At 69.5% G+C, this 13,401-nt stretch carries 11 protein-coding genes; 7 read left to right on the top strand and 4 right to left on the bottom strand.

What is annotated here, in order from left to right; all coding sequences use genetic code 11:
* Positions 1–535, top strand: a 535-nt coding sequence (locus P409_RS12355) for a LysR family transcriptional regulator substrate-binding protein (RefSeq protein ID WP_034836404.1), incomplete at its 5' end; no start/stop codon positions are given.
* A gap of 48 nt (positions 536–583) precedes the next feature.
* Positions 584–1,501, top strand: a complete 918-nt coding sequence (locus tag P409_RS12350; protein WP_034836400.1) for a LysR family transcriptional regulator — start codon at positions 584–586, stop codon at positions 1,499–1,501.
* A 120-nt stretch (positions 1,502–1,621) separates the two neighbouring features.
* On the opposite strand, the gene P409_RS12345 is transcribed toward P409_RS12350, so the two are convergent.
* The 3 genes from P409_RS12345 to P409_RS12335 all read right to left on the bottom strand — a co-directional run bounded on the left by P409_RS12345 (position 1,622) and on the right by P409_RS12335 (position 5,360).
* Positions 1,622–3,100, bottom strand: a complete 1,479-nt coding sequence (locus P409_RS12345; protein WP_034836397.1) for an MFS transporter — start codon at positions 3,098–3,100, stop codon at positions 1,622–1,624.
* Positions 3,101–3,378: 278 nt separating this feature from the next.
* Positions 3,379–4,662 carry an ATP-binding protein gene (locus tag P409_RS12340; protein WP_034836394.1) on the bottom strand — a complete coding sequence of 428 codons (1,284 nt, stop codon included), beginning with the start codon at positions 4,660–4,662 and terminating at the stop codon, positions 3,379–3,381.
* Positions 4,659–5,360, bottom strand: a complete 702-nt coding sequence (locus tag P409_RS12335; protein ID WP_430515635.1) for a response regulator — start codon at positions 5,358–5,360, stop codon at positions 4,659–4,661. The genes P409_RS12340 and P409_RS12335 overlap by 4 nt, the downstream gene beginning before the upstream one ends.
* Before the next feature lie 242 nt (positions 5,361–5,602).
* Here P409_RS12335 and P409_RS36205 point away from each other — a divergent pair, with 242 nt between their 5' ends.
* The 4 genes from P409_RS36205 to P409_RS12315 all read left to right on the top strand — a co-directional run bounded on the left by P409_RS36205 (position 5,603) and on the right by P409_RS12315 (position 12,076).
* Positions 5,603–6,238, top strand: a complete 636-nt coding sequence (locus P409_RS36205; protein WP_052120471.1) for a hypothetical protein — start codon at positions 5,603–5,605, stop codon at positions 6,236–6,238.
* Positions 6,239–6,324: 86 nt separating this feature from the next.
* The gene (locus tag P409_RS12325; RefSeq protein ID WP_238578666.1) at positions 6,325–7,836 is read left to right on the top strand and encodes an efflux transporter outer membrane subunit; all 1,512 of its coding nucleotides are present in this window, start codon (positions 6,325–6,327) and stop codon (positions 7,834–7,836) included.
* Positions 7,837–7,851: 15 nt separating this feature from the next.
* On the top strand, positions 7,852–8,991 hold the full coding sequence (locus tag P409_RS12320) for an efflux RND transporter periplasmic adaptor subunit (RefSeq protein ID WP_052120467.1): 1,140 nt from the start codon (positions 7,852–7,854) through the stop codon (positions 8,989–8,991).
* 13 nt (positions 8,992–9,004) lie between these two features.
* Positions 9,005–12,076, top strand: a complete 3,072-nt coding sequence (locus tag P409_RS12315) for an efflux RND transporter permease subunit (protein WP_034836385.1) — start codon at positions 9,005–9,007, stop codon at positions 12,074–12,076.
* A gap of 67 nt (positions 12,077–12,143) precedes the next feature.
* Here P409_RS12315 and P409_RS12310 read toward each other — a convergent pair whose 3' ends face one another.
* Positions 12,144–12,404, bottom strand: coding sequence for a hypothetical protein (locus tag P409_RS12310; RefSeq protein WP_034836382.1), 261 nt, complete (start codon positions 12,402–12,404; stop codon positions 12,144–12,146).
* Positions 12,405–12,787: 383 nt separating this feature from the next.
* On the opposite strand from P409_RS12310, the gene P409_RS12305 reads away from it, so the two are divergent.
* Positions 12,788–13,033 (top strand): hypothetical protein, encoded by a 246-nt coding sequence (locus P409_RS12305; RefSeq protein ID WP_034836379.1) that lies wholly within the window; start codon positions 12,788–12,790, stop codon positions 13,031–13,033.
* The last annotated feature ends 368 nt before the right edge of the window (positions 13,034–13,401 follow it).

Below are 13,401 nucleotides of genomic sequence, written 5' to 3'. Positions count from 1 at the left end.
GTCGCTGGAGATCGTGGTCTCGACCGGCAACGCCGTCGACGTCCTGCGCCTGGTGGAGGAGAACGCGCTCGACCTCGGCCTGGTCGCGCTGCCGGCCTCGGGCCGGGCCTTCGCCGTCACGCCGCTGATGGAGGAGGCGTTCGTCGCCGTGGCCCCGGCCGAGACGGACGACCTGCCGCCGGCGGTGACGCCGGCGGCGCTGGCGGGCCGGCCGGTGGTGCTGTACGAACCGGGCGGCCAGACCCGGCGCATCGTCGACGACTGGTTCGCCCGCGCCGGCATCAGCCTGAAGCCGGTGATGGAGCTGGGCAGCGTCGAGGCGATCAAGGAGCTGGTCGGCGCCGGCCTGGGCTGCGCCATCCTGCCGGCCATGTCGGTGCAGCAGGCGCCGGGCCTAGCCGTGCATCCGCTGTCGCCGCGGCTCACCCGCCAGCTCGGCCTGGTGCTGCGCCGCGACAAGCCGCTGACCCGAGGCCTGCGCGAGACCATCGCGGCGCTGCGCCAGGCGACCCTGGGGCAGGCGACTCTAGGATAGGGGCGCTGGATCGTTGACCCCGCGCCTCGCCTCGTAGACCTTGCGCCGATGGACATGCCCGGCGCCATGATCGTCTTCGCCCAGGTCGTCGACAGCCGCAGCTTCTCGGCCGCGGCGGCGCGGCTGGGCCTGTCGAAATCCGCGGTCAGCAAGCAGATCGCGAAGCTGGAGGACCGGCTGGGCGCCCGCCTGCTGAACCGCACCACCCGCACCCTCAGCCCGACCGATGCCGGGCAGGATTTCTACGAGCGCTGCCTGCGCGTCGCCCGCGAGGTGGAGGAGGCGGAGCGGGCGATCACCCATCTCTCGGCCGAGCCGCGCGGCCTGCTGCGGCTGAACGCGCCGGCCAGCTTCGGCCGCGAATACCTGGCGCCGCTGGTGCCGGAGATGCTGGCCCGCTGGCCGGAGCTGCGGATCGAGGTGCTGTTCGAGGACCGCTTCGTCGATGTCGTGGCCGAGGGCTTCGACCTGGTGATCCGCATCACCCGGCTGCAGGATTCCAGCCTGGTGGCCCGGCGCATCGCCTCGTGCCGGCGGCTGCTCTGCGCCGCGCCGTCCTATCTCGCGCGCCGCGGCGTGCCGCGCACCCCGGCCGACCTGCTGCAGCATGACTGCATGCTGTACAGCTACGCCACCGACCAGAATGAGTGGGAGTTCGTCGGCCCCGACGGCCGGCTGGAGACGGTGCGGGTCGACGGCCGGCTGCGCGCCAACAACGCCGAGGTGACGCTGGCGGCGCTGCGGGCCGGCGCCGGGCTGGCGCTGTCGCCGGACTTCATCGTCGGCCCCGACATCGCCGCCGGGCGGCTGGTGCCGCTTCTGACCGGATACGAGAACCCGTTCGGCGCGATCTACGCCGTCTGGCCGCACAACCGCAACCTGGCGCCCAAGGTGCGGGCGGTGGTGGACTTCCTGGTCGAGCGCTTCGCCGCCGAGCCGATCTGGGAAAGCCGTCGGGAGTCCTGAGTCTCAGGCTTCTGCATCCCGAGCCGTCATCGCGAGGAGGCGAAGCCGACGTGGCGATCCAGCGGCACGGACCCCTGGATCGCCACGCCCCTGCGGGGCTCGCGATGACGGAGAATGTGTCTATCCAGCCCCGCCCTCGGCGCCGCCATGCGTACGGCTGCGCAGCGGCCGCTGCTCGACCCGCAGATAGGTCACGAGGCTCAGCGCGAACACCGCCGCCACCGCCGCGAACAGCACGGCGAAGGCGCGGGCGACGTCGATGCGCTCGGGCTCGTCCAGCGGCCGGCGCACCAGCTCCTCCAGCCCCGAGACCGAGGCGACGGACGGGCTCCAGGCCACGATCAGCCCCAGCACCAGGGCCGATCCGGCGGCGACCAGGATGGCGCCGCCGAGGGCACGGGAGAAGCCGACGGCGCCGGTCACCGCGCCGAGGTCGCGCGCCGCCGCGGCGTTCTGCGCCGCCACCATGCTGGCCGGGAAGATCGGGCCGACGCCCAGCCCGACGATCATCAGCAGGCCGGAGGCGACCAGCGGCGTGGCGTGGGTCGCCATCGCCGCCAGCGCCAGCGCCGCCAGGATCGCCACCGGCAGGCCGATCACCGGCGGCCGGCGATAGGTGCCGGTGCGGGTGATGTAGCGGCCGGACAGCGAGGCGGTGACGGTCGTGGACACCATCAGCGGGATCATCATCAGCCCGACCTCGCCGGTGCCGGCCCGCAGCGCGACCTGCAGATAGGTCGGCGCCAGAACCGCCAGTACCAGATAGCCGCCGAAGGCGAGGAAGACCGACAGCAGCACCGGCCCGACCACGGCGTCGCCGAGGAAGCGCGGCGGCAGGATCGGCTCGTCCACCCGGTTCTGGCGGCGGAAGAACAACCAGCCGCCGAGCAGGGCCGCCGCCACCGCCGCGACCACCGGCGGCGAGGCCCAGGGGAAGGCGGTGCCCCCCCAGGACAGGCCGAGCAGCAGGGCGACGGTGCCGAGGGTGAGGAGGGCGATCGAGACGAAATCGATCCGCGCCTTGACCCGCGGCACCGGCAGCTTGCGCAGCGCCCGGTCGACGATGCCGAGCGCCAGCAGGCCCAGCGGCAGGTTGATCCAGAAGATCCAGGGCCAGCCGGCATACTGCGTGAGGACGCCGCCCAGGGTCGGGCCGATCAGGGCGGAGCCGGCCCAGACCGTGGCGAAATAGGCGGCGTAGCGGCCGCGTTCCCGCGGCGCCACGACATCGGCGATCACCGTCTGGGCCAGGGTCAGCAGCCCGCCGCCGCCCAGCCCCTGCAGGGCGCGGGACGCGATCAGCATGGTCATCGAGGTCGACAGGGCGCACAGCGCCGAGGCCGCCAGGAAGACGACCAGGCAGCCCAGCAGCATCAGCCGGCGGCCGTACAGGTCGCTGAGCTTGCCGAGGATCGGCGTGGCGCAGGTCGATGTCAGCAGATAGGCGGTGACGACCCAGGAGATCAGCTCGAAATCGCCCAGCTCGCGCCCGATCGAGGGCAGGGCGGTGGCGACGATGGTCTGGTCCAGCGCCGACAGGAACAGCGCCAGCAGGGCGCCGAGCACGATGGTGTGGGTCTCGGACGGGGTCAGGTTCATTCTTGGCGCTTCCTCCCGCCCCGCGCGAGTCGGGGCGGCCCATCCTAGCGGCTCGAGGAGGCGGGGAGGGCGGCGAAGGACCGGGAGCAGGGATGCGGATGGGCCGGCGCCACCCCTCACCCCTCCTCGGGGAGAGGGGCGGGGCCATCCCTCGCCGTCATTGCGAGGAGGCGAAGCCGACGAAGCAATCCAGGGGCCGGTGCGCACCGGCCCCTGGATTGCTTCGCTGCGCTCGCAATGACGGCGTGGGGAATTCCGAAGGCGCCGCTCCGAACGCCTCACCCCGCCGCGGCGTCCTTCGCGGGCAGGGTCACGGTCTGGATCAGGCCGCCGTCGGGACGGTTGGCGATCTCGATCCGGCCGCCGCTGCGGTCGACGATCTCCTTGGCGATGGCCAGGCCCAGCCCGGCGCCCGGCACCGTCTGGCGCCGCGCCGGGTCGACCCGGAAGAACGGCTCGAACACCTGCGCCAGCAGGTCCGGCGGGATGCCGGGCCCATGGTCGGTGATGACGATGCGGGCTTCGCCGCCGTCCCCGACCCGGACCACGTCCAGCGCCACCTCGGCCCCGCGGCCATGGGTGGCGGCGTTGATCACCAGGTTGCGCAGCGCCCGCTTCAGCGCCAGCGGCCCGGCCTTGACCGAGACCGGGTCGGCCCACAGCAGCGTCACCGGCAGGGACTGCTCGGCCAGCTCGGTGCAGACGGTCTCGACCAGCCGGTCCAGGCGCAGCGGCTCGGCATCGCCGCCCTCGACCTCCTCGCGCACCAGCCGGATGGCGCTGTCGGCGATGCGGTCCAGCTCGTCCAGGTCGCGCAGCCAGGCGTCGCGGTCCTCCTCCGGCAGGAACTCCGCGCGCAGCCGCATCCGGGTCATCGGCGTGCGCAGGTCGTGGCCGGCGGCGGCGACCAGGCGCATCCGGCTTTCCATCGCCGCCCGCAGGCGGCTGGACAGGCGGTTCAGGGCCCGGGCGGTGGTCTTCATCTCGGCCGTGCCGGTCTCCGGCAGCTCCGGCAGCGCGCCGTCCGACCCGATCCGGCCGATCGTGCCCTCCAGCAGGGCCAGCGGCCGGACCACCCGGTCGGCGGCCAGCGCGGCGATGCCGATCGCCCCGAGCACCAGCAGCAGCATCCAGCCGGCGAAGGCCAGCGGCACGCCCTGCGGCACCGGCAGGTCGGGCATCGGCAGCCACAGCCAGTGCCGGGGGTCGATCCGCACCGACAGGGTCGGCAGCCCGCCCGGCGCCTGCCGGCTGACGATCACCTCCAGTCCGCCGCCGGCGGTCCGCATGGCGTCCTGCAGGAATTCGGCCCGGCGGTCCACCTCGCCCGGCGCCGGGGTCGGATGCACCTCGAAATCGGCGGCGCGGCCGGGATTGTCGACCGGGCCGATGCCGTTCTCGACCAGGTCGGCGATCAGGCGGATCTGCCGGGCGAAGGGTTCGACGGTGCGGGTCGGCGACGGCTCGCGCAGCAGCAGCAGGGCGACGAAGCTGGCGATGCCGACCACGGCGATGATGGCGACCGCCAGCAGCAGGATGATGCGCGCGCGCAGCGTGTTCACGCCGGGTCCCTCGACTGCTCGACCGCGACCGCCAGCTGGTAGCCGCCGTTGCGCACCGTCTTGAAGATCTGGAATCGGCCGCCGTCGCCCAGCTTACGGCGCAGCCGGCTGACCAGCACGTCGATCGACCGGTCCAGCGGCTCGGCCTCGCGCCCCTGGGTCAGGTCCAGCAGCTGGTCGCGCGACAGCACCCGGCCGGGCCGTTCCAGGAAGGCCAGCAGCAGCTCGAACTCGGCGCCGGTCAGGATCACCTCCTCGCCGGCCTCGTCGACGATGCGGCGGGTGGCGGGGTCGGCGACGAAGCCGGCGAAGCGGTAGTGGCCCAGCGGCGGCGCGTCATCCGGCATGGCGGCCCCCGTCCGCCGCAGCACGGCGCGAATCCGCGCCACCAGCTCGCGCGGGTTGAACGGCTTGCCCAGATAGTCGTCGGCGCCGATCTCGAGGCCGATGATGCGGTCGACATCCTCCTTCAGCGCGGTCAGCAGGATCACCGGCAGGTGCGGCTTGCGGCGGCTCAGCTCGCGGCAGATCTCGAGGCCGGAGCCGTCCGGCAGCATGACGTCGAGCACCAGCAGGTCGATCCGGCCCGCCGCCAGCCGTTCCTCGCATTCGCGCCGGTCGGCGGCCAGGCTGACCCGGAAATTCTGGCCGTCGAGATAGCGGCCCAGCAGACGACGGATCTCGGGATCGTCGTCCACGACAAGGATATGGGGAGAAGTCTGCATCTGTCGGAAAGTCGCCAAGGCTGTTGTCGTGATCATTACGGCGCCGAAGACAGGCGGCGATGGGTTTTCTGCAACGGAGTATTGCCGGCGGCCGACCGGCAACGTTGGGCAACCAATTTCCTCTGGCAGTTCACATTCGGCAACGGGCGGACGAAGGGCAGAAACACGGCGGTCCTAGCTTCGCCTCGTTCACAGCAACAGGAGCGAGGCTGTCGATGAAATCCACTGTCGCCATCATCGGTGTTGCGACGGCCGGTGTCATCGGTCTCACCCTCGGCACGGTGATGAGCCCGGGCGGCACCGCCCTGGCCGACCCGGTCAACGCCAATGCGATCCATGCCGCCGCGCCGGATGCCCCGCCGCCGGCACCCGACGGCTTCGGTCCGGACCGGCCCGACAAGGGCCCGGGCTGGCGCCGCGGCCCCGACTTCCGCCCGGACTTCCGCCCGGACTTCCGCCCGGACTTCCGGATGAAGCTGGCCCGCGACCTGGCCGGCCTCGAGACCATCGCCGGCATCCGCGCCGACCAGCTCGATGCCTGGCGGGACTACACCAGCGCCCTCCTGGCCCTGATGGCGCCGCCCCGCCCGCCCGCCGACGGCGACCGGCAGCCGGACGCCTTCGGCCGCTCCGAGCGCCTGGCCGACGTTGTGATCGACCGCGCCCAGACCGCCGAGCGGCTCAAATCCGCGATCGCCACGCTGCGCCGGACGCTGACGCCGGAGCAGATCGCCCTGCTGCAGCAGGCCGAAGGCCGCATGGGGCCGCCGCCCCGTCCTCTTCCTGGTCCCGGTCCGCAGGACCAGCGCTTCGCCCCTCCGGCCGAGCGCCCGGCGCCCGACGCCGGCTGACGGACCGGTCGGGCCGGCCCGGTGTTCCCCCCACGCACCCGGGCCGGCCCGATGGTTTCCGCCCGTTTCCGAGACTGACGATCATCGTGAAGACTCATCTTCTGCGGGGCGTCGCATCGCTCACCGCCCTGATCCTGGCGGGCTGCGCGGTCGGCCCCGACTTCCAGCGTCCGGCCGCGCCCGGCGTCGGCCAGTACACGCCCGGAACCGCGCTGGCGCAGACCGCCTCGGCCAATGTGCCGGGCGGCGGCGCGCAGACCATCCGGAACGGACGGGACATCCCGGGCGACTGGTGGCGGGTGTTCCGATCCGACACGCTGAACCGGCTGGTGGCCGAGGCGCTGAAGGCCAACCCCGACATCCAGTCGGCCCAGGCGACGCTGCGCCAGGCGCAGGAGAATGTCGCGGCCGGGCAGGGGGCGCTGTTCCCGACCGTCAGCGGCTCGACCTCCGGCACGCGGGAGCAGAGCAACAGCACCGGCGTGACCGCGACCGGCGGCACCCGCACCGTGACCTCGGTCTACAACGTCACCACCGCATCGGTGGACGTGTCCTACGACCTCGACGTCTGGGGCGGCACCCGGCGCAACATCGAATCGCTGCAGGCCACGGCCGATTACGAGCGCTTCCAGCTCGAGGCCAGCTACCTGACCATCGCCAGCAACGTGGTGACGGCGGCGATCCAGGAAGCCTCGCTCAGGGCCCAGATCGCGGCGACCGAGGAGATCATCCGGACCGAGCGGTCCTTCCTCGGCATCCTGCAGCAGCAATTCGCCCTCGGCGGCATCTCGCAGGCCGATGTCGCGGCGCAGCAGGCCACTGTGGCGCAGGACGAGGCGCTGCTGCCGCCGCTGCAGAAGCAGCTGGCGCAGCAGCGCAACCAGCTGGCCGTCTATCTCGGCCGCTTCCCCAGCGAGATCTCGGGCGACGATTTCGAGCTGAAGTCCCTGACCCTGCCGGCCGACCTGCCGCTGAGCCTGCCGTCGCAGCTGGTGGAGCAGCGGCCGGACATCCGGTCGTCGGAATCGCAGCTGCACAGCGCCAGCGCCAAGATCGGCGTCGCCATCGCCAACATGCTGCCGCAGATCACGCTCAGCGCCAGCTACGGCAGCAGCGCCAGCAGCTTCGGCGACCTGTTCTCGCCCGGGACCGTGGCCTGGAGCATCGCCGGCAAGGTGGTGCAGACGATCTTCGACGGCGGCACGCTGCTGAGCGACAAGCGCGCGGCCGAGGCCGGCTTCGACGTCGCCGCCGCGCAGTATCGCGGCACCGTGCTGTCGGCCTTCCAGGACGTGGCCGACGCGCTGCACGCGATCCAGTACGACGCCGACACGCTGAAGGCGCAGCTGGCGGCGGAGCAGGCGGCCCAGCGCAGCCTGACCATCGCCCGCAACCAGTACCAGGCCGGCGCCACCACCTACACCACCGTGCTGACCGCGCAGACCGCGCTCCTGAACGCCCGAATCAGCCGGATCCAGGCCCAGGCGGCGCGGCTCAGCGACACCGCGGCGCTGTACCAGGCGCTGGGCGGCGGCTGGTGGAACCGCACGGATGTCCCCACCGGCCGCAAGCAGCCGACCCCCAGCCTGCCCGATTGATCGACGGACACAGACATGGCCAAGAGCAGAACGGCTTCGCTGATCCTCCGCATGACGGTCATGCTGATCGTGATCGGCGTGATCCTGGGCGGCATCTTCGGGTTCCAGGCCTTCAAGAGCCAGATGATCGCGCAGGCGATCGCGGCCCGCAGCAACCCGCCGCAGACCGTGTCGACCATCACCGCGACCTCCAGCGACTGGCAGGAGCGGCTGGAGGCGGTGGGCAGCTTCCGGGCGGTGAACGGCGCCGATCTGTCCTCCGAGGTCTCCGGCATCGTCGAATCCTTCAGCTTCCAGGACGGCCAGGACGTCGCCGCCGGCGCGCCGCTGGTGCAGCTGCGGGCGGAGGAGGACATCGCCACGCTGCGCCAGTACCAGGCCGCGGCCGACAACGCCCAGGTCACCTATGACCGCGACCTGAGGCAGCTGAAGGCCCAGGGCGTCAGCCAGGCCACGGTCGACAGCGACCTTGCCACGCTGAAGCAGGCCCAGGCCCAGGTGGCGGCACAGCAGGCGCTGATCGACAAGAAGACGGTCAAGGCGCCCTTCGCCGGCCGGCTGGGCACCCGCCAGGTCGATCTCGGCCAGTATCTCGCCGCCGGCACCACCATGGTCACGCTGCAGTCGCTGGACCCGATCCTGCTCGACTTCACCCTGCCGCAGCAGGCCCTGGCCAAGCTCAAGGTCGGCCAGCCGGTGACGGCGACGCTGGACGGCTATCCGGGCCGCGGCTTCGACGGCACCATCACCGCGATCAGCCCGCTGGTCGACAGCAGCACCCGCAGCCTGACGGTGCGGGCCAGCTTCGCCAACCCGGACCACCTGCTGCTGCCCGGCATGTACGCCAAGGCGGCGGTCTCGGTCGGCCAGCCGCAGCGCTACGTCACCCTGCCGACGACGGCGATCGTCTCCAACCCCTATGGCGACATCGCCTATGTCGTGGGCGGGGAAGGGGCGGCGCAGACCGTGAAGCAGATCTTCGTCACCACCGCCGGCAGCCGCGGCGACCAGGTCGCCGTGTCCAAGGGCGTGAAGGAGGGCGACACCGTCGTCACCTCCGGCCAGTTGAAGCTGCAGAACGGGTCGCCGGTCACGATCAACAACGCGGTGACGCCGCCGAACGACCCGAACCCGTCCGTGGCGGACCCGAGCTGAAGGCGCCGGCACCATGCATTTCACCGACATGTTCATCCGGCGCCCGGTGTGGGCGCTGGTGGTCAGCGCGCTGATCGTGGTGATCGGCTACCAGTCCTACGCCTCGCTGGCGGTGCGGCAGTATCCGAAGACCGAGAACGCGGTCGTCACCGTCACCACGACCTATTACGGCGCCGACCCGGACGTGGTGGCCGGCTTCATCACCACGCCGCTGGAGAATGCCATCGCCCAGGCGAACGGCATCGACTACATGACGTCGTCCTCGACCAGCGGCACCTCGATCATCACCGTCAACCTGCGGCTGAACTACAACTCCGACGCCGCGGTGACCGAGATCAACACCAAGGTCAATTCGGTGATCAACCAGCTGCCCGCGGCGGCGCAGCAGCCGACCATCACGCTCTCGGTCGGCCAGACCATCGACGCGATGTATATCGGCTTCTACTCCGACGTGCTGGCGGCGAACCAGATCACCGACTACCTGACCCGCGTGGTGCAGCCCAAGCTGCAATCGGTGCAGGGGGTGCAGACGGCGGAGCTCTTGGGCCCGAAGGTGTTCGCGCTGCGCGTCTGGCTCGACCCCGACAAGCTGGCCGGCTACGGCCTGACCGCCAGCGACGTCTACACCGCGCTCAGCAACAACAACTACATCTCCGGCGTCGGCACCACCAAGGGCCGGATGACCGAGATCACGCTGACCGCCTCGACCGACCTGCACGATGTCGAGGCGTTCAAGAACCTGGTGGTCAAGCAGTCGAACGGCGCCGTGATCCGGCTGAAGGATCTCGGCAATGTCGTGCTCGGCGCCCAGGACTATGAGAGCCGGTCGACGGTCGACGGCAACACCGGCGTCTTCGTCGGCATCCAGGTGGCGCCGACCGCCAATCTGCTGGACGTCGTGGCCGGGGTGAAGGCGGCGCTGCCCGGCATCCAGGCGCAGCTGCCGGCCGGGCTGAACGCCACCGTGATCTACGATTCCAGCGCCTTCGTCACCAGCTCGATCACCGAGGTCGCGACCAGCCTGGTCGAGGCGCTGGTGATCGTGGTGCTGGTGGTGTTCCTGTTCCTGGGATCGCCGCGCTCGGTCTTCATCCCGGTGGTGGCGATCCCGCTGTCGCTGGTCGGCACCTTCGCGATGATGCTGATCTTCGGCTTCTCCATCAACCTCTTGACCCTGCTGGCGCTGGTGCTGGCGATCGGCCTGGTGGTGGACGACGCCATCATCGTGGTCGAGAACGTCAACCGCCATATCGAGGAGGGGGCGAAGCCGCTGCAGGCGGCGATCGACGCGGCGCGCGAGCTGGTCGGCCCGATCATCGCCATGACCGTGGTGCTGGTGGCCGTGTATGTGCCGATCGGCTTCCAGGGCGGGCTGACCGGCGCGCTGTTCACCGAATTCGCCTTCACCCTGGTCGGCGCCGTCACCGTCTCGATGATCGTGGCACTGACCCTGACGCCGATGATGTGCTCGCGCCTGCTGAAGCCGCATCTGGCGGATCGCAGCGGCTGGGAAGAGCGGCTGACCGACTTCATCGACCGCTGCTTCGAGCGCATCCGCCGGCCGTATCAGCGCATGCTGCATGGCAGCCTGAACACGGTGCCGGTGGCGCTGGTCTTCGCCGCGATCGTGCTGGGCAGCATCTATTTCCTCTATGCCGGCGCGCAGACCGAGCTGGCACCGAACGAGGACCAGGGCGCGGTGCTGGCCATGACCACCAACCCGCCGCAGGCGTCGCTGGACCAGAAGGCGTCGAGCTCCGACCAGGTGGCCAAGGCGATGCGGGCCTACCCCGAGACCGGCCACACGCTGGGCATCGACAGCAGCTCCACCTCGATCGCGGTGCAGGTGCTGAAGCCCTGGGACGAGCGCGAGCGGACCGCCGGCACCATCCAGGCGCTGCTGCAGCAGGACCTCGCCAAGATCGCCGCGGCCCAGAGCGTGGCCTTCCAGCCGGCGCCGCTGCCGGGCAGCAACGGCCTGCCGATCCAGTTCGCGATCGGCACCACCGGCGGGTTCCGGGAGCTGGACGACGTCGCCAACGCCTTCCAGCAGGCGGCGCAGAAGACCGGCCTGTTCGTATTCCTGACTCGCGACCTGCAGATCGACAAGCCGCAGGCGCAGATCGTGATCGACCGCGACAAGGCGGCCCAGCTGGGCCTGACCATGAACAATGTGGGCAGCGCGCTGGCGGCGATCCTGGGCGGCGGCTATGTCAACTACTTCAGCATCGAAGGCCGGTCGTACCAGGTGATCCCGCAGGTGCAGCAGATCTCGCGCCTGACCACCGACCAGATCCTGAACTACCCGATCACCGCGGTGGACGGCACGCAGATCCCGCTCTCTTCGATCGCCACGATCGAGACCGAGGCGGCGCCGCGCGCGATCTCGCATTTCCAGCAGCTCAACTCGGCCACCATCTCGGGCGTGCCGGCGCCGGGCGTCTCCACCGGCCAGGCGCTGGCGGCGCTGAACGACCTCGCGGCCAAGACTCTGCCGCCGGGCTACACGGTCGACTATGGCGGCCAGTCGCGCCAGGCGGTGCAGGAATCGAGCGGCCTGGTGCAGATGTTCGCGCTGGCGCTGATCATCATCTTCCTGGCGCTGTCGGCCCAGTTCAACAGCTTCCGCGACCCGCTGATCATCCTGGTCTCGGTGCCGATGTCGATCGCCGGCGCGCTGGCCTTCATCAGCGTCGGCGTCGGCGGCGCGACGATGAACATCTACACCCAGGTCGGCCTCGTGACGCTGATGGGGCTGATCAGCAAGCACGGCATCCTGATCGTCGAGGTCGCCAACGGCCTGCAGCAGGCGGGCCGCAGCAAGCGCGAGGCGATCGAGGGCGCGGCCTCGATCCGGCTGCGGCCGATCCTGATGACCACGGGCGCCATGGTGCTGGGCGTGGTGCCGCTGATCCTGGCGACCGGCGCCGGCGCGGTGTCGCGCTTCAACATGGGGTTGGTGATCGCCAGCGGCCTGACCATCGGCACGATCTTCACCCTGTTCGTGGTGCCGGCCGTCTACATGGTGCTCGCGGCCGACCACCACGCCGAAGGGGCAGGGGAGGCGAAGCCGAGCGAGGCCTGACCCGCCACATCGCGATCCCGGCAAAGACCGGGATCGCGATGACGGCCTCGGAATGGGCCGGCTTGATCTATTGGATGTAGAGGTCGGCCGTGACCGAGAGGCCGCTGTTCAGGTGTCCCGTCCACGACCACAGGACCACGTCGTCATCCGACCAATCCTTGATGAACCCATGCTCGGCGCCTCCGGCAGGATAGACGTACAGGATGAACCTCGCATTCTGCCAGTTTTGGACGTCGTTCTTCGCGTTGTTGTAGAAATCTTGGGCTGTTGCCGATTTGGCGGCGTATTGCTGGCAATAAGCATCCCAGGCAGCGCTGTCGTCGAGCATTTGCCCATCCTCCAAAAAAAGAAATAAAAGACGAAATATATCGAGAGTAATTCCTGGTCAAATGGCGGAATTTATCTCAAGATTCTCCGAATTCGTCGCTGGGCACAGAGAGCCGTGGCGGCGCGAGGCGTGACTGCTCACCAGGCCTCCAGCATCCCGGCCGCCGAGCCGCCAGGGCGTCGATGGCGGCATGGGTCTTCGACGGCAGGTGGCGGCCTTGGCCATGGCGGGCCGAGCCGGTCTGACTGCGATGCGCGGATCACGCGGTCGCGCACTGCCAAATTGTACGAGAATTGAACTCAAATTGATCTATAAATCGTAATATTGAAATCGCAGTTGTCAGCCCGTAGGAAATCTTTGTTGTCAGCAGCGGAGGTCGGATCATGGATCAGAACACCTTTGATTTTACCTGTTCCACGCTCGCCATGATGGCGCAGGATATTCAAAGTTTCTTGTCTGCGGTGAAAAGTACCGACAATGCGATTTCGCAGCTGCCGGTCTATGCGTTCGTCGCCTTTAATGGGAATAGCGATGCCGATGGCGGGTATGTCGGCCCCTTTCCACAGTCCTTCAAGTGGACAGGAGAGCTCGGCGGCAAGCCCGTGACGGCGCTGCTGTTCATGATCTGACGAGGCCGCGGCGGGACGGCGGGCGCCTGAAGCCGGGATCCGGTTCGAGACCGGCGGCGACACCTCCCGGCGTCAAGGATCGACAAGCGAACTATGCCGAAGCGACCGCTCAGAGATCTTGGTCCCTTCTGGAAGCCGGGGCGAGTTTCTAAATCGTCAGGGAATTCGGTGACAGTGCATGAATTTCGCGGTCGAGCCACGGTTGTGGTGCCGCCGGTCATGCCGGACCGAAATCAGGTGCGCTGTCACGATTTCGACAAGGGCGTCGTTGCTCATAAGTGCTTTGAATTATTGATAGAATTAAACAGGCGTTGCATTAATCGACATTCTTGTTCATGATATGTTCCATGGAGAGTGGTGCGGAATCC

This window comes from Inquilinus limosus MP06 (assembly GCF_000767795.1).
GTDB classification, from domain to species: domain Bacteria; phylum Pseudomonadota; class Alphaproteobacteria; order DSM-16000; family Inquilinaceae; genus Inquilinus; species Inquilinus limosus_E.
The sequence above is the reverse complement of the archived record's forward strand: the minus strand, read 5'-3'. Positions and strand labels throughout refer to the sequence as shown.

Bases quoted from the DNA above. Each gene is read 5' to 3' on its own strand.
- P409_RS12350 (WP_034836400.1), top strand. From the start codon at position 584: ATGGACATGCCCGGCGCCATGATCGTCTTCGCCCAGGTCGTCGACAGC.
- P409_RS12345 (WP_034836397.1), bottom strand. From the start codon at position 3,100: ATGAACCTGACCCCGTCCGAGACCCACACCATCGTGCTCGGCGCCCTG.
- P409_RS36205 (WP_052120471.1), top strand. From the start codon at position 5,603: ATGAAATCCACTGTCGCCATCATCGGTGTTGCGACGGCCGGTGTCATC.
- P409_RS12320 (WP_052120467.1), top strand. From the start codon at position 7,852: ATGGCCAAGAGCAGAACGGCTTCGCTGATCCTCCGCATGACGGTCATG.
- P409_RS12315 (WP_034836385.1), top strand. From the start codon at position 9,005: ATGCATTTCACCGACATGTTCATCCGGCGCCCGGTGTGGGCGCTGGTG.
- P409_RS12310 (WP_034836382.1), bottom strand. From the start codon at position 12,404: ATGCTCGACGACAGCGCTGCCTGGGATGCTTATTGCCAGCAATACGCC.
- P409_RS12305 (WP_034836379.1), top strand. From the start codon at position 12,788: ATGGATCAGAACACCTTTGATTTTACCTGTTCCACGCTCGCCATGATG.